The organism is Cupriavidus sp. 05N40 (assembly GCF_056397305.1).
Map to the genome: position 1 here is coordinate 1 of NZ_JBFTND010000113.1, position 23,037 is coordinate 23,037.

A 23,037-nucleotide genomic window follows, 5' to 3' on the forward strand; every position below is an offset into this window, starting at 1 on the left:
GCCCAGCTTCCTGAGCAGGATGAACTTGACGCTGCCGGCTTCCGCCTTCTTGTCCACTTTCATCAGTTCGATGTAGCGGTCCGTGCCGAGCTCCGGGGCCACCACCGGCAGCATGGCCGCACGCGTGAGCTGCACCAGGCGCGCACGCGTCTCGATATCGATGAAGCCGAGCCGGTGCGACAGGTCTGCCGCCATCACCATGCCGCAGCCCACGGCTTCGCCGTGCAGCCACTCGCCGTAGCCCATGCCCGCCTCGATGGCATGGCCGAAGGTGTGGCCGAAATTGAGGATGGCGCGCAGGCCGCCCTCGCGCTCGTCCTGGGCCACCACGGCGGCCTTGATCTCGCACGAGCGCTGCACGGCCAATGCCATCGTGTCCGGGTCGCAGGCATTGAGCGCGCGGATATTGCGCTCGATCCAGCCGAAATACTCCGCATCCGCGATGGCGCCGTGCTTGATCACCTCGGCCAGGCCGGCGGCCAGTTCGCGCTCCGGCAGCGTGCGCAAGGTGTCGATATCGGCAATCACCGCGTTGGGCTGGTGAAAGGCGCCGATCATGTTCTTGCCCAGCGGGTGGTTGATGCCGGTCTTGCCGCCCACGGAGGAATCCACCTGCGCCAGCAAGGTGGTCGGCATCTGCACGAAGGGCACGCCGCGCATATAACAGGCAGCGGCAAACCCGGTCATGTCGCCCACCACCCCGCCGCCGAGGGCGACCAGCGTGGTCTTGCGGTCGGCGCCCGCGGTCAGCAGCGCGTCGAAGATCAGGTTGAGCGTTTCCCAGTGCTTGAAGGCCTCGCCGTCAGGCAGGGTCACCGTGCGCACGGTCTTGCCGAGCGCGRCCAGCGTGGCCTCGACCCGCGCCGCGTAGAGCGGACCGACGGTCTCGTTGGTGACGATGACGGCATGCTGCCCACGCACGTGGGGACGCAGCAACTCGGCCTGGTCGAGCAGGCCGGTACCGATATGGATGGGGTAGCTGCGCTCCCCCAGGTCGACTTCAAGGGTGATCATCGTGATCCTGGTCCTGCACCGGTAGTGTGTCGGCGTCCGTGCCGTCGTCCCGTCCGGGTTCGCCGGGTTCGCCCGGCTCCCCGGGCTCCTCGGGCTCTTCCGCGGACACGCTGAAACCGGCCATTTCAAGTTGCATCAACACCATATTAGCAAGCTGGGCCACCGAGGGCTTGCCGGTTTCGATGATGAAATCCGCCACCTCGCGGTAAAGCGGGTCGCGCTCCCCATAGAGCGCTTCGAGCCTGCCCTTGGGGTCCGCGGTCTGCAGCAGCGGGCGGTTGCGGTCGTGGCGCGTGCGCAGCCACAGGTCGTGCGGACTGGCGCGCAGGTAGACCACGGTGCCGCGCGCCTTCAGGTGGGCGCGGTTCTCCGGGCGCAGCACCGCGCCGCCGCCGGTGGCCAGCACGATGCCGCTGCGCTGGCTCAGCTCGTCGATCATGTGTGCCTCGCGGTCGCGGAAGCCGGCTTCGCCCTCATGCTCGAAGATGATCGGAATCCGCACGCCGCAACGCGCCTCGAGTTCGTGGTCCGAATCGAAGAAGGGATAGTTCAGGCGCCGGGCCACGGTTCGGCCGACGGTGGTCTTGCCGGCACCCATCAGGCCAACAAAGAAAAGGTTCGGGCGGGTGACTGTCACTGGCGTATCGGGCGGAAGCCGGGTCTCTGGCCGGCCACCGCAGTGGAAAACAGCGTCATCTTCTTATGTCGGAGCATTCCGGGCAAGTGGCAGGAAACGCGCTTGCGGCGGCCCACCCCTCGACCTGCCCCGCTCCCGCGCCCGCCAGCCCGGGCAATAAAAAGGCCGCATCGCGAGCGATGCGGCCTGCCAGTCTACTGCATCCGGCGTATCCGGCGTAGTTCGGGCCTATTTCAGCGAGACGCTCTCGTTGAGCACGCGCGGCGTCAGGAACACCAGCAGCTCGGTGCGGTTGTTGACCTTGGCGCTGTCCTTGAACAGATTGCCCAGGATCGGGATGTCGCCCAGGAAGGGCACCTTGTTGACGTTGGTGGTCTCGGTCTGGCTGTAGATGCCGCCGATCACCACCGTGCCGCCGTTCTCCACCAGCACCTGCGTCTGCACGTGCTTGGTGTCGATGGCGAAGCCCGCAGTGGTCTGGATGCCCACGCTGTCCTTGTTGACGTCCACGTCCAGCAGCACATTGCCTTCGGGCGTGATCTGCGGCGTCACTTCCAGCTTCAGGTTGGCCTTGCGGAACTGCACGGAGGTGGCGCCGCTGGAGGTGGCCGCCTGGTAGGGCAGCTCGGTGCCCTGCTCGATCAGCGCCTTGATATTGTTGGCGGTGACCACGCGCGGGCTGGAGATGATCTTGCCCCGTCCGTCCGCCTCCAGCGCCGAGAGCTCGAGCGCAAGGAAGCGGCCGGCGGTGTTGCTGAACAGGCTCACCGCCACCGAGCTGGGATTCACGCCATTGATCGCCGCCGCCGGCAGGCTCAGCGCCGGGGAGTTGTCCCAGGTGCCGGCCTGCGAGATCGGGTTCGTGACGGGGCTCAGCACGTTGGTAATCGAGTTACCCACGGCCGAACCACTCGTCTTGGACGCAAATCCGAGACGGACCCCCAGGTTGCGGCTGAAGGTGTCGTTGGCCTCGACGATGCGCGCCTCGATGATGACCTGGCGCACCGGGATGTCGATCTTGCCAAGGAAGTTCTGCACTTCTTCGAGCTTGATGGCGATATCCGACACGAACAGCTGGTTGGTGCGGGGATCGGCCGTCAGCGAACCGCGCTTGGACAGCATGCGCGTCGTGCCGGTCGTCAAGCCACCCACGCCACCAAGCGGGGTAATGCTGGACATGGCTCCGGCACCTGCACCGGCACCCACACCGCCAGCAGCGGCCAGTCCGAGCAGCATGCGGCGCACATCCTCCGCGCGCTGGTAGTTGAGCTGGAACACCTGGCTGCGRATCGGTTCGAGATCATTGATCTGCTGCTGCGACTCGAGCTCGAGCTTTTCCTTGGTGGCCAGCTCGGCCTTGGGTGCCACCCACAGCACATTGCCGTTGCGGCGCGAGGCCAGGCCCTTGGCGTCCAGCACGATCTGCAGCGCCTGGTCCCAGGGCACATCCTTCAGGCGCAGCGTCAGGTTGCCCTGCACGCTTTCGCTGGTGATGATGTTGAGGTTGGTGAAGTCGGCGAACACCTGCAGCAGCGAGCGGATATCGATGTTCTGGAAGTTCAGCGAGAGCCGTTCGCCGCGGAAGCCCGCGCCGCTGATCAGCTTGGCCGGATCCTCCTTGACCGGGCGTACCTCGACCACGAACTGCGTATCGGTCTGGTAGGAGCTGTATTCCCAGTTGCCGCGCGGCTCGATCGTCAGGCGCGTGTTGCCGCTGTTGTCGCCGGCGCGCATGCCCTGCACCGGCGTGCCGAAATCGCTGACATCGTAGCGCCGGCGCAGGCCGTCGGGCATGCCGGTGTTGAGGAAGTCGACCACCACGTTCTGGCCCTGCTGCGCGATATTGATGCCGGAATCGCGCGAGGACAGGTCCACCACGATGCGGCCCGCGCCGTCCGGGCCACGGCGGAAATCGATATTGCGCACGGTGGGCCGGTTGGCGGCCATCTGCGACGCCTGCGCCGAGCTCGGCGCGAAGGTCGGCGCCGCCGGGCGCGAGCTCTGCGCCACGTTGTCGAGCAGCACCACGAACTGGTTGCCGCGGACTTCGGTGCGGTAGCTGGCCACGCGCGCGAGATCGAGGACCACGCGCGTGCGGTCGCCGATCTGCACCACGTTGGCGCTCTTGAGCAGCTTGCCGCCGAAGTCGTACTGCGCGCGGCCCGGCGCAAAGCCGGTATCGAGGAAGTCGATGGCAAGCTTGGGCGGGTTCTGCGTGGTGAAATCCGCCGGCTTCTGCGCGAGCGGCCCCGCCATCTCGACCGTGAAGACGGTCTGCTCGCCCAACGCGGTGGCGTCCACGCGCTTGACCGCGTTGCCTGTCGTCGATTGCGCCATCGCTGCCGGCGCGGCCAAGGCAAGCATCATCACCGCGGCGCCCGCAAGCGCCCGGTACCAGCGACCCATGATCATGCCGACCCCTCCAGCTTCAGGCTGGTGATTTTCTCTTTCCACTCGGCTACCCCTTCCCGGACCAATTCGCGCAACACGATCTCCTGATCGTTGATGCGGACCACCCGGCCGTAGTTCTGGCCGAGATACTGCCCCACCTTGACGTGGTGGATCTTGTTGTCTACCTGCACGACGCCATATGTGTCGCCACTCTTCTTCATGGCGCCCAGCATCTTGAAGTTTTCCAGCGGGWAKTCCTCMAGCGGCTCKCGYCGCCGKCCGGMCTCCGGCGATTCGGACAAGACCCGGTTGAGGTCGCCGATCTTGTTCTGGGCAAACGGCTCGGGCGCGCTGCGGCCGGCGTAATCGCGCGGCACATAGGGCTTGGGCTCGGGCAGCGGCGCGGGCGGCGGCGCCTTGGCGGCGCGCGCCTGTGCCATCCACTGGCGCAGGCCGTCCTCGTCGCTGGCCCCGCACGCCGCCAGCAGCGCGGCACCCAGCAGCGCACAGGCGCAGGCGCGCACGCATGAAGCCTGGATCGCTGGCATCATTTCTTGGCTCCCGCGGCATTCTTGGCCGCTGCCGCGGTCGCTTCCGCCTTGCGCTGCGCCGCCTGTTCGTCGGCATCGAGCGCGCGGTAGGCCATGGCAACGGCCTCCATCGCCAGCCCGCCGTCCTTGCCCGTGGTGAACTGCAGCCCCTGCATCGACACGATGCGAGACAGCGCGGCCACGTCGGCGTTGAACTGCGCCACGTCGTGATAGCGGCCGGTGACCTTCAGGTTGACCGGGATCTCGGCGAAATAGGGCTTCATCACGGCAGCCTGCGGCTTGAACAGCTCGAACTGCAGGCCGCGCGCCACGCCGGCATGGTTGACGTCCGCCAGCAGCGCGTCCATCTCGGTCTTGTTCGGCAGCTGGCGCTCGACCAGCGCTACGCGCTGCTCCACTTCCGCCTTCTGCTTGCGCAGCGCATCCAGGTTGGCGACCTGCCCCACCTTGCTCTGGTAGGACGCTTTCAGGCTTTCCTGCTCGGCGTGCTTGCGATCGAGCTCGTCGAGCTTGCCGCTCAGGTAGAACTGCCAGCCCAGCACCAGCACCAGCACCGCCGCCAGGACCGCGAACAGCACACGCGGCGCGGCCGGCCAGGTTTCGGGCTCGTTGAGATTGAGGCCGCGGAACTGCGCGGTGAGGTCGTTCAGCGTGGCCAGCGAGATTTCGGAATTGAGTGCCATGGTCAGCCCTTCCCGCCCTGGGCGCCTTGCGCCGCAACACCGCTGGCGGCGCCGGCCTTGCCGTTCTTGCCGCCCTTCGCGTCATCCGGCGTCTCTGGCGCGCGGTAGGCAAAGCGCATGGAGAAGTCGAACAGGCGCCGTTGCTCGCGCAGGTTGTTGGTCATCATCACGGCCTTGGATTCGACCAGCTCGGCCTTGTCCAGCCAGTCCACCAGGCTGAAGTTGCGCAACAGCTCCGACACGCGCTCGTTGGACTGGGCGATGCCGGTCACGGTAAAGGCATCGCCGGTCTGCTTGAGGGTGGTCAGGTAGACGCCCTCGGGCACCTGGCGCACCAGTTCCTCGAGCAGCTGCACGGGCCGGTTGCGTTCGTTCTGCAGGCCTTCGATGGCCTTCTGGCGCTGCAGCAGTCCTTCGATGTCCTTGCGCAGCGAATTGACTTCGCGGATCTGCAGGTCCAGGCGGCTGTTCTCGACGGTGAGCACCTGGTTCAGCCCGGCCACCGCTTCGACGCGGCTGTCGATGTACAGGCCGCCAAGCAGCACCACCAGCGCGCCGGCCCCGGCCGCGCAGCCGAGCAGCGTGTAGACCTTCTTGCGGCGCGAGGCCTTGCGGGCCTCGTGGTACGGCAGCAGGTTGACTGTCGGGATCGTGTTGGTAGGCATGCGGCTTTCCTCGCTGGCTTACTGCAGGCCGCGCAGCGCAAGCCCGGCGCTCACGATGTAGGCCGGCAGGTCGCGCTGGAGATAGCGCTCGTTGACCTTGCCGGCAGTCATCATGTTGGCGAACGGGTTGGCCAGCGTGGTGGTGATCTCGGTCTGCTGCTCGATCGCGGCCTGCACGCCGACCAGCGAGGCATGCCCGCCGGAGAGCAGGATCTCGTCGACCCGGCCGATGCTCGACGCAGACAGGAAGTTGCGCACGGCGCCCTGCACCTCGACCGCCAGCGCTTCCAGCGAAGGCCTGAGCAACTGGGTGCGCCACGATTCGGGCAGCGTGTTCTTGCGCTTCTTGATCTCGGCCTTGAGCGCGTCCAGCGTGAACATGCGCGCCGCGCTCTGGGTGAGCTGGTCGCCGTAGCTGTTGAGCGGCTGCTCGTAGAGCTCTTTCCAGCCCTGGTAGAAAATGGCCTTGGAACGGCTGCCGCCGAGGTGGATGACGGCCACCACGGGCAGTTCCTTGGCATCGGTCTCGCTGAGGTCGGGCTTCACGCCCAGCATCTGCACCACCGAGCGCTGCACGGCGTATTCCTCGACGTCCATCACGTGCGGCTTGAGCCCCGCCATCTCGGCGGCGGTCACGCGTTCCTGCACGCGGTCGCTGTTGGCAGCGGTCACGCGCACGCCGATGCCGCCCTCGGTCTCGCTGGGACCGATCACGGCGAAGTCGAAATTGACGGCCTGGGAGGGGGGATAGAGACGGTGCGCCTCCGATTCCACCTGTACGTAGAGTTCATCCTCGGACAGGTTGTCCGGGAGGCTGACGGTTTGCGATTCCGTCAGCATCGAAGGCACGCCGAGCACAACCTCCTTGCCGCGAATCCCGGCCTTGCCGAGCGCTCGCTTCAGGGCGATGCCCACCGCTTCGATATTGACCACGTTGCCATCGGCAACGGCATTGCGATCCAGCAACTCGCTGGCGCATTTTTCCAGCCGATAGTCGGTCTTGCCACTGCCCACGGACAGCTCGACTACCTTCACGCTGGACGACCCGATGTCCACGCCGACCGTCGTACGGCGCAACAACCCCGACAAGATACCTCGCCGCAAGGTGACCCCCTGACCGTTGAACTCGCCTTGGCTTGCTAGCTCTAATTTGGCGAGTCTGTTTTGTTTCTTGGATGAAACGTTTTGCTCTTTTAGTTSRTGGATTCTCACAAAAACSWGRGGCGCTKGCAATGTGCCGGTTTGACCACGATTGCTTTTCGTGAGCACCCCACATAAAGCGTTGTCAAAATCCCACGGAACCCCGCCGCCCCTGCGCTCCGCCCCTCGCCGCGTTTCATGCAGATCTAAATCGCATTACATCTTGTAACAGCCCGATAGCGACGCTCGCGCCACAGCACGTCCGGAGCACCCAATCCCCGGAGATATAATCCCCGGCACCTCTAACTAGGTATTTCCCTTATGGCCACAGCACAACAGAAGCCGTCCCTGCCCGCCCGCCGTCCGATCTGGATGCGGGCAACCTTTTGGGTACTGGGCCTGCTGGTGGCCGGCATCGTGGCGGTGGCGCTGCTGCTCGGATACGCATTGCTGGTGGCGGCACCGAACCTGCCCTCGCTCGACACCATCACGGATTACCGCCCCAAGATCCCGCTGCGCATCTACACGGCCGACAACGTGCTGATCGGCGAGTTCGGCGAGGAACGCCGCAATTTCGTGCCGATCGCCGAGATCCCGGACGTCATGAAGAAAGCGGTGCTGGCCATCGAGGACGACCGCTTCTACGAACACGGCGGCGTGGACTTCGTCGGCGTGCTGCGCGCCGGCCTGGCCAACCTGCGCGGCGGGCTGTCGCAAGGTGCGTCCACCATCACCATGCAGGTGGCGCGCAACTTCTTCCTCTCCAGCGAGAAGACCTATACCCGCAAGCTGTATGAAATGCTGCTGGCCTACAAGATCGAGGCCAACCTGTCGAAGGACCAGATCCTCGAGCTGTACATGAACCAGATCTACCTCGGGCAACGCGCCTATGGCTTCGCCAGCGCGGCCCGGGTGTACTTCGGCAAGTCGATCAAGGACGTGACGCCGGCCGAGGCCGCCATGCTGGCGGGCCTGCCCAAGGCGCCCTCGGCCTACAACCCTGTGGTCAATCCCAAGCGCGCCAAGGTGCGCCAGGAATACATCCTGCAGCGCATGCGCGACCTGCGCTACATCACGCCCGAGCAATATGACAAGGCCATCCACGAAGAGCTGAAAGTGCGCGGCGAGGGCAACGAATTCTCCACCCACGCCGAATACGTGGCCGAGATCGTGCGCCAGCTGATGTACGCGCAATACCGCGAGGAAACCTACACGCGCGGCCTGACGGTCTACACCACGCTCAACAAGCAGGACCAGGACGCAGCCTACGAGGCGGTGCGCTCCGGCATCATGAACTACGAGCGCCGCCACGGCTACCGCGGCCCCGAGGCCTTCATCGACCTGCCCTCCGGCGCCGACGAGCGCGAGCAGGCCATCGACGACGCGCTGCTGGAACACCCGGGCAGCGACGACCTGCGCTCCGCCGTGGTCACCAGCGTGTCCGCCAGGCAGGTCACCGCCACGCTGCTGTCGGGCGAAGTCGCCACCATCGAAGGCCAGGCGCTGCGCTTCATCGCGCCGTCTCTGGCGGCCAACGCGCAGCCCAAGGCCAAGATCCGGCCCGGCGCCATCATCCGCGTGACGCAGGACGAAAAGGGCGCGTGGTCGGTGACGCAGCTGCCCGAGGTCTCGGCGGCCTTTATCTCGCTCAACCCGGAAGACGGCGAGATCCGCTCGATGGTGGGCGGCTTCGACTTCAACCGCAACAAGTTCAACCACGTGACGCAGGCCTGGCGCCAGCCCGGTTCGAGCTTCAAGCCGTTCATCTACTCGGCCGCGCTGGAGAAGGGATTCTCGCCCGCCACCGTGATCAACGACGCCCCGATCTCGATCGCCGACAACGGCGGCCAGGTGTGGGAGCCGAAGAACTACGACGGCAAGTTCGAGGGCCCGATGACCATGCGCCGCGCGCTGGCCAAGTCCAAGAACCTGGTGTCGGTGCGGATCCTGCGCGCCATCGGCACCCAGTACGCCCAGGACTACATCACGCGCTTCGGCTTCGACGCCGACAAGCACCCGGCCTACCTGCCGATGGCGCTGGGCGCGGGCAGCGTCACCCCGCTGCAGATGGCGGGCGCCTACTCGGTGTTCGCCAACGGCGGCTACCGCGTCAATCCCTATCTGATCCACAAGGTGGTCGACGCGCGCGGCAACGTGATCTCCGAGACCAAGCCGCAGCGCGCCGGCGCGGACGCGGTTCGCGTGCTCGATGCACGCACGGCGTTTATCGCCGATTCGATGCTGCGCGAAGTGGTGCGCTCCGGTACGGCCAACAGTGCCAAGCAACGCCTGGGCCGCAACGACCTGGCCGGCAAGACCGGCACCACCAACGACGCCGTTGACGCCTGGTTCGCCGGCTACACGCCCAAGCTGGTGGCGATCGCATGGATGGGCTACGACCAGCCCAAGAGCCTGGGCGTGCGCGAAACCGGCGGCGGCCTCGCGCTGCCGATCTGGGTGGGCTATATGGGCAAGATGCTCAAGGGCGTGCCCGAGATCCCCGAGCGGCAGGCGCCCGAGGGCGTGGTCATGGTGGCCGGCGACTGGACCTTCGAAGAAAATGCCGGCGGCGCCGGCGTGGCTTCGGTGGGGCTGGGCGATCCGTGGCCCGGCAAGCCGGACGAGAGCTCGCAGTCCCCGGCTGACGTGGAAGGCGAGAAGAAACGGATCCTGGAGATGTTCGGCGGCGGCGGCTGAGCCGCGCCCGACGGGATCGTTCCGTATCAGTGCTATCAGTGCCGGCGTTCGCCAGGACGCCGGCACACAGCACTCAGACCAGCTTCAGCTTCACCCCGGCCTGCTGGCTCACGTAGTCCGACAGCGCCGCATACAACTCCCCTCCCCCGCGCGTATCCAGCCATTGCCGGCCATCATGGCGGAAATGGAAGCCGCCCGAACGCGCCGCCACCCACAGCTCCTGCATCGGCGCCTGGCTGTTGACGATGATCTTGGAACCGTCTTCGAATTCCAGCTCGATCAGGTTGCCGGCGCGGTTGATTTCGATGTCGGCATCGGCCGCGTCGGCGGCCGATTCCACCGCGCTCTCCAGCCTGTCCAGCTCTTGCTGGGCCAGGGCCAGGAACTCGCTTTCACTCATGGGGGGCATGCTAAACTCCAAGACCGCCCGGCCAGCGCCACTCGCGTGTCGCCCGGCCGGTAGCGTGTTGAATCAAGTTTCGTATTTTCGTTGGTCCCGCCAGCCCGGGCCCCGCTGCGGGGACGGGTCGGGACGACTCTTCTAGGACGACCCGATGTTGCGTCGTGTTGCGATTGTATCGGCGATTGCCGCCAGCCTTGCGATGCCCCTGCTCTCGGGATGCGGCATCCGCGGCCCGCTGACGATGCCCCGGCCACCGGCCGCGCCGGCCAAGCCGGCCGTGCCGGACCCCGGCCTGGGCAATCCGAGCTTGCCGAACGTGCCCAGTCCCGCCCCCGCGGCGCCCGCCCCGGCCACCGATACCGCGCCGGCCCCGGCCGCCACCCCCACCGCCAAGTAACCATGACCGCCTTCTTCCATCGCCACGACGGCGCGCTTGCCGTCGAGCACGTACCGCTCGCGCGTATCGCTGCCGAATACGGCACCCCCACCTATGTGTACTCGCGCGCCGCGCTGAGCGCCGCCTACCAGGCTTACGCCGCGGCGTGCCAGGGCCGCCGCGCGCGCGTGCAGTACGCCATGAAGGCCAACTCCAACCTGGCCGTGCTGCAGGTCTTCGCCAAGCTCGGCGCAGGCTTCGACATCGTGTCCGGGGGCGAGCTGCAGCGCGTGCTGGCGGTGGGCGGAGATCCGCGCAAGGTGGTGTTCTCGGGCGTGGGCAAGACCGCCGCCGAGATGGAACTCGCGCTGTCGCACGACGTGCTGTCGTTCAACGTGGAATCGATCCCCGAGCTGGACCGCCTGAACGCCGTGGCCGGCCGCATGGGCAAGCGCGCGCGCGTGTCGCTGCGCATCAACCCGGACGTGGACGCCAAGACCCACCCGTATATCTCCACCGGCCTGAAGGGCAACAAGTTCGGCGTGGCCTTCGAGGACGTGCTGCCGACCTACCGTGCCGCGGCCGCGCTGCCGCACCTGGAAGTGGCCGGCATCGACTGCCACATCGGCTCGYAGATCACCGAGGTCTCGCCCTACCTGGAAGCACTGGACAAGGTGCTGGACGTGGTCGAGGCGCTCGAGCGCGAAGGCATCAAGCTCGAGCACATCGACGTCGGCGGCGGTCTCGGCATCACCTATGACGACGAGACTCCGCCGGACATCACCGGCTTCGCCCGCACCCTGCTCGACCGCGTGGCCGAGCGCGGCCATGGCCATCGCGAAGTGCTGTTCGAGCCGGGCCGCTCGCTGGTGGGCAATGCCGGCGTGCTGCTGACGCAGGTGGAATTCCTCAAGCCGGGCGCGGCCAAGAACTTCTGCATCGTCGACGCGGCCATGAACGACCTGGCGCGCCCCGCCATGTACGAGGCCTACCACCGCATCGAACCCGTGCAGTTGCGCGAAGCGGCACAGGTCGCGCCCGTGACCTACGACATCGTCGGCCCCGTGTGCGAATCCGGCGACTGGCTCGGCCGCGACCGCGCGCTGTCGGTGCAGCCGGGCGACCTGCTGGCAGTGATGTCGGCCGGTGCCTACGGCTTCGTCATGAGCTCCAACTACAACACCCGCCCGCGCGCGGCCGAGGTGATGGTCGACGGCGACGACGTGCACCTGGTGCGTGGCCGCGAACGCGTGGAAGACCTGTTCCGCGACGAGCGCCTGCTGCAGGGCTGACCCACTCGCCCGCCGGCCCGCGCCGCTTGGCGCACCAGGGCTGGCGCGTGGTGGTGGCCGACAGCGCTATCTCTGACGCCCGCCGTCTGGCTGGGTGCGTGCGTGCCTCAGCGGCGTGCCGGCTGCGGCGCCGGCCTGCGCCACCACCACCAGACCCGCATGGCGAGCAGGACGAACACCACCGCGGCGTAGATCGATACCGTGCCGAAATCGTGCTTGCCCGCCTTGTGCCACCAGAAGTGCAGGATGCCCAGCACCACAATGGCGTAGATGGAGCGATGCAGCCATTGCCAGCGCTTGCCGCCCAGGCGCCTGACCATGGCGTTGGTCGAGGTGGCCGCCAACGGCACCAACAGCACGAAGGCGGCAAACCCCACCGTGATGAACGGACGCTTGGCGATGTCCTTGATCATGTAGGCCACGTCGAAGCCCCGGTCCACGGCAAGCCACAGCAGGAAATGCTGCAGCCCGTAGAAGAAGGCGAACAGGCCTAGCATGCGCCGCAGGCGGACCAGCCAGTTCCAGCCGCTCAGCCGCCGCAGCGGCGTCACCGCCAGCGTGGCGCACAGCATCACCAGGGTCCACGTGCCGGTCGAGCGCGTGACGAACTCAAGCGGGTTGGCGCCGAACTGACCGGTGAAGCCGAGCAGCAGCAGGCGCAGGAAGGGCAGCAGCGCCAGCAGCCACACGGCCGCCTTGACGGCGCGCACGCGGCCGGGAGCCAGGCCCGCCTGACCCGCTTGCCCGGCCCGGCGCGCGGGACGCGCCCCAGGCGCCGCGACGCGCGGCGGGGACAAGTCCGGCGTCGCCATCAGAAGAACTTCCTCAGGTCCATGCCCTGGTACAGCGACGCCACCTGCGGCGCGTAGCCGTTGAACGGCAGCGTCTTGCGCTTGGGTGCGAACAGGGCGCTGAAGCCGCCACCGCCCTTGTCCTCGCCGATGCGGCGCTCGGTGGCCTGGCTCCAGCGCGGATGGTCCACTTCCGGGTTGACGTTGGAATAGAAGCCGTATTCCTGTGCCGCGGCCAGGTTCCAGCTGGTGCTGGGCTGCTTGTCGACAAAGCGGATCTTGACGATGGATTTGGCGCTCTTGAAGCCGTATTTCCACGGCACCACCACGCGCACCGGCGCGCCGTTCTGGTTGGGCAGCACCTCGCCATAGAGGCCGAATGCGAGCAGCGTCAGGGGATGCATGGCCTCGTCCATGCGCAGGCCCTCGGTGTACGGCCAGTCAAGCACGCGGCTGCTGACGCCGGGCATCTGCTTCTTGTCGTCGAGGGTGACGAATTCCACGTACCTGGCCCCGGCCTGCGGCTCCACGCGGCGGATCAGCTCGGCCAGCGAATAGCCGCTCCACGGGATCACCATCGACCAGCCTTCGACGCAGCGCAGGCGATAGACGCGCTCCTCCAGCGGCATCAGGCGCAGCAGTTCGTCGATATCGTAGACCTTGGGCTTCTTCACCAGGCCTTCGACGGCGACCTGCCACGGCCGCGTGCGCAGGGTGCCGGCATTGCGCGACGGATCGGACTTGTCGGTGCCGAATTCGTAGAAATTGTTGTACGTGGTGATGTCCTCGTACGACGTGCGCTTTTCCGGCACCACGTAGGCGTTGTTGGGCGTCGCCGGCAGCTTCTGCCCGTGTGGCGTCTGGGCCAGCGCCCGGCGCGAGAACCAGGGCGTGAGCGTGCCCCCGACGGCACCTGCCGCCGCCATTGCCATCAGGCGCCGACGGGCATCGAAGACGCCGCGCGGCGTGATCTCGCTGGCGGCGATATCGTCGCCGCGCAGCCATTTTGGAGAGGGAATCAGCATCGTTATGGTTCCTCGTTGCATGCTTGTTCGCGCACACCTGCCCACGGGAGGCCGCCTGCGCGATCGGATCTCATGCTCAGTCGCTTGGTGCGGACGAATCCTGACAGCTTTTTCGCGTCCGCGTCGGCGGGCTCAGCCGCCCTGGTACTGGTGGTACACGGCTTGCGCGAGCGCCAGCAACGCGGCACGCCCGAGCGGGCCGGCCAGGGCGAAGCCGAGGTCGCGGTCCACCCAGTAGAACGCCGTGGTGCCGGGGGTGCCGGGCAGGCTCTCCAGCCGGAAGGCGGTGTCGGGGGTGCCGGACGCCATGTGCCGCAGCTGCAACGAGACCCGGTTGCCGTCATCGGCCTCGTACATGAGGATGGCGGACGGGCCGCCTTCGGCCACGCCCAGGCGCCCGCCGATCAGGCGAAAGCCCTGGGCACGCAGGTCGGGCACGCGCAGCGGCGCGCCAAGCCGCTTGGACAGCCAGGCGACCAGGTGCGTCTCGTCCACCGCGGCAACCTCGACCGGATGTCGCACCTCGGGCGCGTAGACTACGTGGCTGGCCAGCGCATCGCGCGCGAAGCGCTCGACCGAAGGCGTCCTGGCGGCGAGGACATCGGCACGCCCATGGGCCAGCCAGCCGGCCGCGCCGCCGATCGCCAGCGACGCCAGGCTCGCGGCCAGCGCCATGCCCCAGCCCGCCATGCGCCGTGCCGGCCCGGCGGCGCGGCCTTGCAGCCTCGGGGGCAGCGCGCGCAGGGGCACGGCTTCATTGAGCACGCCATCCAGCGCGGCGTGCAGCTCTCCGGTCTGGCGGCGCCATGCGCTGACCCGCGCGGCGGCCTCGGGATGGGCCGCCAGGAACGCTTCCACCTCGGCGCGGCGGGCCGGGTCGAGCTGGCCGTCCGCATAGGCGTGGAGATCGGTTTCGCTGATCGGGGACATCACTTGACTCGCTGCAGACCATGCACGCCACCGGCGGCGCCGGCGTGTGGCGCGGCCGGGCTGCCATCGAGCAGCTCGCGCATCTGCTCGCGCGCGCGCGCCAGGCGCGACATCACCGTGCCGACCGGCACGCCCAGCAATTGCGCCGTCTCGGCATAGGTGAACTGCTCCAGGCCAACCAGCAGCATCACCGCGCGCTGGGCTTCGGGCAGGCGGGCGAGCGCCCTCTCCAGGTCCAGCCCGAGGGCGGGTCCGGGCGCAGCACTGGGTACGTCGGGAAGGGTGTCGGCAAAGGTCACGAGATCGGCACGCCGGTAAGCATTGATGCGCAGCCTGTGCATCATCGTCAGCAGCCAGGACAGCAACCCGTCGGCGCCGTCGCCCCACCAGGCGCCGGTGCGCAGGCGAAAGCGCCAGCGGTAGCGCAGGGCGCGCTCCAGCGTGTCCTGCACCAGGTCGTCGGCGCTCGCCGCGTCCCCGGTCAGGCCGCGCGCGTGGCRCCGCAGGCGCGGCGCCAGCGCGACCAGCTGGCGGTCGAAGCCGTCCATGCCCTCAGGCTGCACGCGCCGCGTTCAGGGCGTGGCGACGTGCCAGACGTTGTTGAAGTTGTCGCCAGTGCGGTCGCCCGGCTTGGCATCCTTGGCGAAGCGGTACAGCGGCTTGCCGCGGTAGGCCCACTGCTTGGAACCATCGTCGCGCGTGATGATGGTGTAGCTGCCCATGGCGCTGGTGCCCGGCGAGGCCATCAGCGGCGGCCAGTTGGTGGAGCAGGCGCCGTTGCACACGCTCTTGTCGCCGCCGTCGCGATCGAAGGTATAGAGCGTCAGGCCTTGCGGATCGGTCAGCGCACCGTTGGCGACCTTCACCGTGGGCGGCATATTGCCGCCGCCACCGCCCATGCCACCCATGCCCGAACAGGCGGACAGCAGTACGGCGGAGCAGGCCAGGGCGAGCGCGGCAGGACGTGACAGCGAAGTCAGGGACGGGAAAGCGGAAAGACGGGAACGGGCCATGATGGGTGTCTCCATGCGATTGCGATGCGGCGCCGCCAGCCGGCGCCGTCCCTTCAGTAAACACCGGATGTGACGACTTTATTCCATATGGGCGAAAAAAAACCCGCCGGGTTCTCGGCGGGCTTTCTTCTTGCAGCGCAGCATCCGGATCAGAGTTCGCCGTAGCTATGCAGGCCGGAGAGGAACATGTTGACACCAAGGAAGGCGAAGGTCGTCACCAGCAAGCCCACCAGCGCCCACCACGCCGCCATCGTGCCGCGCAGGCCCTTCATCAGGCGCATGTGCAGCCAGGCCGCGTAGTTGAGCCAGACGATGAGCGCCCAGGTCTCCTTCGGATCCCAGCTCCAGTAGCCGCCCCAGGCCTCGGCCGCCCACAGCGCGCCGAGGATGGTGGCGATGGTGAAAAAGGCAAAGCCCACGGCGATGGCCTTGTACATCACATCGTCCAGCACTTCGAGCGCGGGCAGGCGCTCGGCGAGGATGCCGTGCTGCTTGAGCAGGTACGCCACCGAGACCATCGCAGCCAGGGCGAAGGTGCCATAGCCGATGAAATTGGCGGGCACGTGGATCTTCATCCACCAGCTCTGCAGCGCGGGCACCAGCGGCTGGATCTCGCTGGCGTCGCGGCTGACCGTGTACCAGAGCAGGAAGCCGACCGCGGCCGACACCACCAGCATCACGAACGGCCCGAGCGCGCGGGTGGCGTAGTGGCCTTCGTAGTACAGGTAGAACAGCGAAGTGATCAGCGTGAACAGCACGAACACTTCGTAGAGGTTGGAGATGGGAATGTGGCCGATGTCGGCGCCGATCAGGTACGACTCGTACCAGCGCACCAGCATGCCGGTGAAGCCCAGCACCACCGCCGCCCACGCCATCTTGCTGCCGATCTGCAGGCCGGTCTCGGCGCGCGCCAGCAGGCCGCCCCAGTAGAACAGCGTGGACAGGAACACCAGCGCGCTCATCCACAGGATGGCCGACTGGCTCGACAGGAAGTACTTGAGGAAGAAAGCCTGCTCGGCACGCGCGAGCTGGCCGTGATAGAGCTGGATGGCGAACAGCGACAACACCGCCAGTGCCACCATCAGCAGCCGCAGCGGCTTCCAGTGCCAGCCCAGCAGCGCAAAGGTGGGCACCGCGGCGATCAGCACGCCCTTGTCGTAGACGTTCATCCACTCGCCGTAGCGCGTGAGCGCGAAGCCCGCCCCCACTGCCAGCAACAGCGCGAACAGCCAGTCGGCCCATCCCAGCCGGCGCAGGAAGGACGGTTCCAGGTAAGCCTGGTCGGCACCGTCTGCGGCACGTGCGGGCGCGCTCGCCGGCATCGCCGTCCTGGCCTGATTCACATTCGAAGACATAGTGGTTCCTGCTTGATTGCGGGGGCTGGCCTCGTTCAATGCGTGGCCGGCTTGCCCTTGCCGGCGTCGCCGGCGTCAACTGCATCACCTGCGCTGCCGGCTGCCCTGCCGACGTCATCGCGCAGGGCGGCAAATTCCTTCTCGAAATCCAGCGTTCGGCGCTGGGTGGACATGGCCATCAGCACGTGGCTGGCTGCGCCCTGCCCGTCTTTGCCGTCCCCGGCGGCCTCGGTATCCGCCGCCGCGGCGCCCCGATCCTTGACCCAGACCCAGACCCGGCGCTCGCGGATGTAGAACATCGAGAACACGCCCAGCACCAGCAGCAGACAGCCAAGATACACGATGTTCTTTCCTGGTGCACGGGTCATCTGGAACACGCTGGCCTTGACCTCGGTGAAGTCGTCGAGCTGCAGGAAAACCGGTGCCGTGTAGAAGAAGCCGTCGGACAGGGCGTTGATCGCCTGCTGCAGGAAAGCGCCGCTCTGGGCACTGTTGGGCACGACCGGCAGCTTGTCCTGGGCGCGCGCCAGCTGCCACAGCTCCCACATCGCGCCATTGAGGATCTTGAGCAGGACGTCGGCCGCCTTCTGCTGCTCGGCCGGCGGCACCGACTTCTCCAGGAACCCGGCGATGGCGGTGAAGCCGCCCGGCGGCGCCTGCGGATTGCTGCGCGCGGCGCCGGCAAACAGGTCGAGCGCGCGCAGCGCGCTTTCGGCCAGCTGGCCGCGCAGGGTCTCGCGATCGGCGCCCGGCATCGAGGCGAGCGCGAAGCGGCGCGCCGCCTCGCCGCGCAGCGCGCGGTCCTGCAAGGCGGCGCGCAGGCGCATCCAGTCCGCCACGCTGTTCTGCTCGTCGGCGGGAATGCGCAGGTAGCGGAACGGCTCGCTGGGCGAGTCGCGCATGYCGGCCAGGAAGACCGTCTGGCCGTCCAGCTGCACCGGCACCATGTAGTTGTTGAACTCGCGCGCCTGGCCGTTGCGGTCGCGCAGCTTGTACTGCACCGACGGGCCCACGTTGCGCAACTCCTTCGCGCGCTCGGGATTGACGGCCGAGCCGAGGTGGGATTCGAGCTTCTCATTGAACGACTTGCGCGCCACGCCGCGTGCGTCGGGCTTGCCGGAGGCGTCGGTGACGTTCTCGATATTCATCAGGCGGAAGTCGCTGAACTCCACCGTGAGGCCCTCGGCATCCGCGGCGCTGCCGGTACCGGCGAGCGGCGTGTTGGCACCCACGGTGCCGGCGAAGGCGAAGGTCTTGTCGCTGCCGCCCTGCATCGGGTAGCCGACGAATTTCAGCCTGGAGCCGCCGTCCTCGAAGCTCGACTGGTAGATGGCCACGCCATCCACCACCAGCGGCTCGTTGACCTTGACCGTGGCCTCGGTGCGGCGGCCGGTGGCGCGGTCGGTGATGATCACGTCGGAGGCGAACAGCTTGGGCATGCCGGTCGAGTAATGCTCGACCGTGAATTTCTTCAGCGTGATATTGAACGGCAGGTCCTGCACCAGCGCGCCGTCCGCGATATTGAGGATGGCGGTGGACACCGTCGAGCCTTCCGGCACGAAGGCATTGCCGCGGAAGCCCGGATTGTTGACCGACAGGCGGTGCTGCGGCGGGATGTCGTTGATCACGGCATTGCCGCTGATCGGCGTCTTGCCGCCGAACCACATCTGCGCGCGGATCAGCATGTCGCCGTCGAGCAGGCCGCCGATGCAGATCACCACGATGGCCGTATGCGCGAGGATATAGCCGAGCTTGTTGGCCGCGCCCGCCTTGGCGGCCAGCAGGGTGGCGCCCTCATGCGGCACGGTCTTGATGCGGTAGCCCCGGTTGGCCAGCAGCGCGGACAGGCGCGCCACCGCGTCGGCGCGCGGCCGGCCGGCATCGAACTCGGCGCGGTGATGGAAGGCACGCAGGCTGCGCTCTCGCACATGGTCCTTCCACGAGCGCATGTCGTTGACCATCTTGGGCGCGTTGCGGGTCAGGCACAGCGAGGTGGAGATCACCAGGAAGGCCAGGATCAGAAGGAACCACCAGGAGCCGTAGACCTTCTGCAGCGACAGCGTGTGGAACAGGTCGGCCCAGAACGGCCCGAACTGGTTGACGTAGTTGGGATACGGCTCGTTTTGCTTGAGGACCGTGCCCACCACGCTGGCGATGGCGATCACCGTCAGCAGCGCAATGGCGAAACGCATCGACGACAGCAGCTCCACCGCGTCGCGCAGCAGGCGGTGGGAGGTCTTCAGGTGCAGTCCTGAGGTGGAAGCGCTCGACATATGCAGTGTGGCCCTGGGCCATCAAATAAAAAGAGGGTGGACTTGCTCGCGCAGGCCACCCTCTTCGATTGCTGCCGGCCGCTTGCTTGCGCCGGCGCGGAACGACTTGGTGAGGTTGTTTTCAGGGAGAAGCCTGGCGACAGTACCGCAGGCGCGGCCAGCAGCGCAATGACGCCAGGGTTTCGTCTGAACTGACCTCTCAACGCACGCCGGCGACGTAGTCGGCGACAGCCTTGATCTCGGCGTCCGACATCTTGGCGGCGATCGTGGTCATCACGGAATTGTTCTTGCGCGTGCCCTGGCGGAACGCGACGAGCTGGGCCTCGGTGTACTCGGACCACTGGCCGCCGATGCGCGGGTACTGGGCCGGGATGCCGGAGCCGTTGGGGCCGTGGCAGGCCGCGCAGGCCGGCACGCCCTTGGCGGCGATGCCGCCACGGTAGATCTTCTGGCCGGCTTCGATGGTGTCCTTGTTCTTGGCGGTGGCGGGCTTCAGGGCCTGCTTGGCCAGGTAGGCGCCGACGTCCTTCATTTCCTGATCGGACAGGGCGGCCGCGTACGGCGACATGATGGCGTTGCTGCGGCTCTTGGCCTTGAAGTCGTCGAGCTGCTTGTGGACGTATTCGGGATGCTGGGCGGCCAGCTTCGGATTGGCGGCGCCGCCGCTGTTGCCGTTGGCGCCGTGGCAACTCAGGCAGGCGGGCACATTGCGATCGGGGGCACCTTGCGTGTACAGCGTTTCGCCCTTGGCCGGGTCGGCCTTCGCGGCGGGCTGCTCGGCTGCAGATGCCAGACCCGTCATGGCGGTTGCAGGCAGAGCCAGCGCCACGACAGCCAGAAGTTTCGCAATGCGGTTCATTCGCACACCTTGTCTGAATTGTTTTGAATTCCACGGAGCACGCCGTTCAGCCCCCTGCCCGCGGTGAGGACGCGCAGGACTGGGACTTTGACATCGGAAATTCATCACGACGGCCGCCCGGCCGCCTGAACAGACAACGCCCAGACGCGACCCGGATGGCGCCACGCCCGTGCGAACGAATCGATCGGATGTGGCGGACCGTGCGAATATCCAGGTAGCAGACCCCCGGCCCTTGCTTGCCTCGCTGTGCCGGCGCCGGTTCTTGGCGCCGCCGCAACGAGACCGGAACTGAGAGGCCGCGCTACCACGATGGAACGGACACGCAAGGCTTCCCTCCTGAAATGACGCGGGCCAAGGATGCCACGCGTCACCCAATCGGGAGGCCGTTAACCGCGTTATTGTACAATAAATCGTGTGCCGGATAGAGGATGTGCGCGCCGCGACGCGGCCCGACGTCACCCCCGGCCAATCAGGCGGCATATGTGCCGCCCGCCTCACTCACATCGGCGCGATCACGCCGGCAGCTCCAACGTCTCGCGCCCAGCTGCCGCCGACCCGCCTCATTGCCCACGCGCATGTCCCTCCYACATCAGGCCCGCTTCTTCGTCACCGTCAACCACCTGCGCGACCTGCCTGCCACGGCGGTGCCGGAAGTGGCCTTTGCCGGCCGCTCCAATGCCGGCAAGTCGACCGCCATCAATATCCTGTGCAACCAGAAGCGGCTGGCCTTCTCTTCGCGCACGCCGGGCCGCACGCAGCACATCAATTATTTCTCGGTGGCGCCCGTCAAGGCGCCGGATCCGCTGGCCTTCCTGGTCGACCTGCCCGGCTACGGCTACGCACAGGTATCGGGCTCGGCCAAGTTCCACTGGCAGGGGCTGCTCAGCGACTACGTCCAGACCCGCACGCAACTGGCCGGGCTGGTGCTGATGATGGACGCGCGCCGGCCGTTTACCGACCTGGATTGCCAGATGGTGGAGTGGTTCCTGCCCACCGGCCGCCCGATCCACGTGCTGCTGACCAAGGCGGACAAGCTGACCAACAGCGAGAATGCCCAGGCCTTGCGCGAAACGCGCAAGGTGCTGGCCGGCTACGCCGAACAGCTCGACACGCCGGTGCCGCTGACCGCGCAGCTGTTCTCCAGCCTCAAGCGCCGCGGCATCGAGGAAGCCCAGCGCGTGGTGGCCGGGTGGATGGCGTTGCCCGAGGCGCAACCGCCGGTGGCGCCCGGCACGGAGCCCGCGCCTGCCGAAGGCGCGCCCGGCCTCGCCACGGAATAGGCTCCGGCGCGTACCCGCCGCTGCGCAAACCGCGCCCGCGCGCGGCGGCGAGGCGACAAAAACGCAAGGCAAAAAAAACCCCGTTGCAAGCAACGGGGGCGAACTTTCCCGCCGGTTGAAGGCGGGTACCCGCTCAGGGAGGAGTAGCGGGGGACGCTGCATCACGCAAGCGCAACACAGAGTGTCCGCGAGTATGATAGCGGGCACGATCAAAAGTTTAGTTTTTCTTTCGGAGCGGCCTGCTCGAGCACTCGCCAGCCAATCGCGGCCGGCGGCGCGGCCACTCCCGCCATTCCTTCCGATCCCTCATCCTCAAGCCATGTCCACTTTCCCCGAGTACCGTCCACGCCGCATGCGCCGCGATGACTTCTCGCGCAGGCTGATGCGCGAAAACCGCCTGTCGCCGGACAACCTGATCTACCCGGTTTTCATCCTCGACGGCCAGAACCAGCGCGAAAGCGTGGCGTCCATGCCGGGCGTGGAGCGCGTCTCGGTGGACCTGCTGCTGCCGGTGGCAGAGGACTGCGTCAAGCTGGGCATCCCGGTGATCGCGCTGTTCCCGGTGATCGACCCGGCGCTGAAGACGCCGGACGGCATCGAGGCCACCAACGCCGAAGGCCTGATCCCGCGCGCCGTGCGCGCGCTGAAGGACCGCTTCCCCGAACTCGGCGTGCTGACCGACGTCGCGCTGGATCCGTACACCAGCCACGGCCAGGACGGCGTGCTCGACGACAACGGCTATGTGATCAACGATGTCACGGTCGAGATCCTGGTCAGGCAGGCGCTCACGCAGGCACAGGCCGGCGTGGACATCGTGGCGCCGTCGGACATGATGGACGGGCGCATCGGCGCGGTGCGCGCCGCGCTGGAGGACAACGGCCACATCCATACCCGCATCATGGCCTATTCGGCCAAGTATGCCTCGGCGTTCTACGGCCCCTTCCGCGACGCGGTGGGCTCGGCGGCGAACCTGGGCAAGGGCAACAAGATGACCTACCAGATGGATCCGGCTAATACCGACGAGGCTCTGCGCGAAGTGGCGCAGGACATCATGGAAGGCGCCGACATGGTGATGGTCAAGCCGGGCATGCCGTACCTGGACATCGTGCGCCGCGTGAAGGACGAGTTCCGCTTCCCCACCTACGTCTACCAGGTCAGCGGCGAGTACGCGATGCTCAAGGCCGCCGCGCAGAATGGCTGGCTGGATCACGACAAGGTCATGATGGAATCGCTGCTGGCCTTCCGCCGCGCCGGCGCCGACGGCATCCTGACCTATTTCGCGCGCGACGCCGCCCGCCTGCTCACGCGCTGAACCGGCCCGGATGCAGCTGCTAGGTTTTTCCGCCAGCCAGGTCCACCAGCTCGCCTCGCTCGACGAGGCGCGCGACTTTCTCGCCGGCAACGCAGCGGCCCGCTTCGTGTGGGTCGACACGCCGATCGAGGAGGTCAGCGCGGCGCCGGCGGCCTGGCGCGACAGCGTGCAGGCGCTCACCGGCGCGCCGGTGCTGGACCTGCACCTGATCGACGCCACCAATCCTGCGCATCCGTCGTATTTCGATACGACCCATGCGTACGACATGGTGATCTTCCGCAAGCTCACCTTCGAGACCAGCCGGCTGATCGCCGAGGCGGGCGGCGAGTCCGCGGCGAGCGCGGCGGCAC

The 23,037-nt window shown here is 67.2% G+C and carries 21 protein-coding genes and 1 pseudogene; 6 read left to right on the forward strand and 16 right to left on the reverse strand.

The genetic code is table 11. The features are described from left to right. From aroB to pilM, 7 genes are all read right to left on the reverse strand, one after another. Positions 1-1,014: 3-dehydroquinate synthase (aroB, locus tag AC1DO7_RS24400; RefSeq protein WP_477116660.1), on the reverse strand; the 1,014-nt coding region annotated here is incomplete at its 3' end. Further along, the gene (locus AC1DO7_RS24405) at positions 1,001-1,612 is read right to left on the reverse strand and encodes a shikimate kinase (RefSeq protein WP_441618170.1); all 612 of its coding nucleotides are present in this window, start codon (positions 1,610-1,612) and stop codon (positions 1,001-1,003) included. The genes aroB and AC1DO7_RS24405, both read right to left, overlap by 14 nt. A gap of 267 nt (positions 1,613-1,879) precedes the next feature. Beyond that, on the reverse strand, positions 1,880-4,063 hold the full coding sequence (locus AC1DO7_RS24410; RefSeq protein ID WP_441618002.1) for a type IV pilus secretin PilQ: 2,184 nt from the start codon (positions 4,061-4,063) through the stop codon (positions 1,880-1,882). After that, positions 4,060-4,593, reverse strand: coding sequence for a pilus assembly protein PilP (locus AC1DO7_RS24415; RefSeq protein ID WP_477116661.1), 534 nt, complete (start codon positions 4,591-4,593; stop codon positions 4,060-4,062). The genes AC1DO7_RS24410 and AC1DO7_RS24415 overlap by 4 nt, the downstream gene beginning before the upstream one ends. Then, a complete protein-coding gene (locus AC1DO7_RS24420) occupies positions 4,590-5,276 on the reverse strand; it encodes a type IV pilus inner membrane component PilO (protein WP_441618001.1) in 687 nt (228 codons plus the stop codon). The genes AC1DO7_RS24415 and AC1DO7_RS24420 overlap by 4 nt, the downstream gene beginning before the upstream one ends. A 2-nt stretch (positions 5,277-5,278) precedes the next feature. Next, entirely contained in the window at positions 5,279-5,941 is a 663-nt protein-coding gene (locus AC1DO7_RS24425; RefSeq protein ID WP_441617999.1) for a PilN domain-containing protein, read from the reverse strand. Between the two features lie 18 nt (positions 5,942-5,959). Further along, positions 5,960-7,030, reverse strand: a complete 1,071-nt coding sequence (gene pilM, locus AC1DO7_RS24430) for a type IV pilus assembly protein PilM (RefSeq protein ID WP_441617997.1) — start codon at positions 7,028-7,030, stop codon at positions 5,960-5,962. A gap of 372 nt (positions 7,031-7,402) precedes the next feature. Between pilM and AC1DO7_RS24435 the strand changes: the two genes are divergently transcribed. Beyond that, positions 7,403-9,778: a penicillin-binding protein 1A gene (locus tag AC1DO7_RS24435; protein ID WP_441617994.1), complete on the forward strand. Its 2,376-nt coding sequence runs from the start codon at positions 7,403-7,405 to the stop codon at positions 9,776-9,778. Between the two features lie 73 nt (positions 9,779-9,851). Here AC1DO7_RS24435 and cyaY read toward each other — a convergent pair whose 3' ends face one another. Further along, positions 9,852-10,187, reverse strand: a complete 336-nt coding sequence (gene cyaY, locus AC1DO7_RS24440) for an iron donor protein CyaY (RefSeq protein WP_441617992.1) — start codon at positions 10,185-10,187, stop codon at positions 9,852-9,854. Between the two features lie 145 nt (positions 10,188-10,332). Here cyaY and AC1DO7_RS24445 point away from each other — a divergent pair, with 145 nt between their 5' ends. Next, positions 10,333-10,578, forward strand: coding sequence for a hypothetical protein (locus AC1DO7_RS24445; protein ID WP_441617990.1), 246 nt, complete (start codon positions 10,333-10,335; stop codon positions 10,576-10,578). Positions 10,579-10,580: 2 nt separating this feature from the next. Further along, on the forward strand, positions 10,581-11,849 hold the full coding sequence (gene lysA, locus AC1DO7_RS24450; RefSeq protein ID WP_477116662.1) for a diaminopimelate decarboxylase: 1,269 nt from the start codon (positions 10,581-10,583) through the stop codon (positions 11,847-11,849). 107 nt (positions 11,850-11,956) lie between these two features. Here lysA and msrQ read toward each other — a convergent pair whose 3' ends face one another. From msrQ to AC1DO7_RS24490, 8 genes are all read right to left on the reverse strand, one after another. Next, positions 11,957-12,661, reverse strand: a complete 705-nt coding sequence (gene msrQ, locus AC1DO7_RS24455; RefSeq protein WP_441617986.1) for a protein-methionine-sulfoxide reductase heme-binding subunit MsrQ — start codon at positions 12,659-12,661, stop codon at positions 11,957-11,959. Then, a complete protein-coding gene (gene msrP, locus AC1DO7_RS24460) occupies positions 12,661-13,665 on the reverse strand; it encodes a protein-methionine-sulfoxide reductase catalytic subunit MsrP (RefSeq protein ID WP_441617984.1) in 1,005 nt (334 codons plus the stop codon). Before msrP ends, msrQ begins: the two co-directional genes overlap by 1 nt. Positions 13,666-13,797: 132 nt before the next feature. Then, complete coding sequence (locus AC1DO7_RS24465; RefSeq protein ID WP_441617982.1) at positions 13,798-14,595, reverse strand: anti-sigma factor family protein; 798 nt, start codon at positions 14,593-14,595, stop codon at positions 13,798-13,800. Next, positions 14,595-15,143, reverse strand: a complete 549-nt coding sequence (locus tag AC1DO7_RS24470) for an RNA polymerase sigma factor (RefSeq protein WP_477116663.1) — start codon at positions 15,141-15,143, stop codon at positions 14,595-14,597. The genes AC1DO7_RS24465 and AC1DO7_RS24470 overlap by 1 nt, the downstream gene beginning before the upstream one ends. Positions 15,144-15,167: 24 nt before the next feature. Continuing rightward, positions 15,168-15,608, reverse strand: coding sequence for a COG4315 family predicted lipoprotein (locus AC1DO7_RS24475; protein ID WP_441617978.1), 441 nt, complete (start codon positions 15,606-15,608; stop codon positions 15,168-15,170). Positions 15,609-15,757: 149 nt separating this feature from the next. Then, on the reverse strand, positions 15,758-16,930 hold the full coding sequence (gene ccsB, locus AC1DO7_RS24480) for a c-type cytochrome biogenesis protein CcsB (protein ID WP_441618166.1): 1,173 nt from the start codon (positions 16,928-16,930) through the stop codon (positions 15,758-15,760). A 68-nt stretch (positions 16,931-16,998) separates the two neighbouring features. Continuing rightward, positions 16,999-19,236 carry a cytochrome c biogenesis protein ResB gene (locus AC1DO7_RS24485; RefSeq protein WP_477116664.1) on the reverse strand — a complete coding sequence of 746 codons (2,238 nt, stop codon included), beginning with the start codon at positions 19,234-19,236 and terminating at the stop codon, positions 16,999-17,001. Between the two features lie 199 nt (positions 19,237-19,435). Continuing rightward, positions 19,436-20,095, reverse strand: a complete 660-nt coding sequence (locus AC1DO7_RS24490; protein ID WP_441617974.1) for a c-type cytochrome — start codon at positions 20,093-20,095, stop codon at positions 19,436-19,438. A gap of 575 nt (positions 20,096-20,670) precedes the next feature. On the opposite strand from AC1DO7_RS24490, the gene yihA reads away from it, so the two are divergent. From yihA to AC1DO7_RS24505, 3 genes and pseudogenes are all read left to right on the forward strand, one after another. Continuing rightward, the gene (yihA, locus tag AC1DO7_RS24495) at positions 20,671-21,375 is read left to right on the forward strand and encodes a ribosome biogenesis GTP-binding protein YihA/YsxC (RefSeq protein WP_477116665.1); all 705 of its coding nucleotides are present in this window, start codon (positions 20,671-20,673) and stop codon (positions 21,373-21,375) included. 319 nt (positions 21,376-21,694) lie between these two features. Beyond that, positions 21,695-22,687: a porphobilinogen synthase gene (gene hemB / locus AC1DO7_RS24500; RefSeq protein ID WP_441617969.1), complete on the forward strand. Its 993-nt coding sequence runs from the start codon at positions 21,695-21,697 to the stop codon at positions 22,685-22,687. Between the two features lie 10 nt (positions 22,688-22,697). Then, positions 22,698-23,037 (forward strand): annotated as a pseudogene (locus AC1DO7_RS24505) (magnesium transporter CorA family protein); the annotation flags it as partial.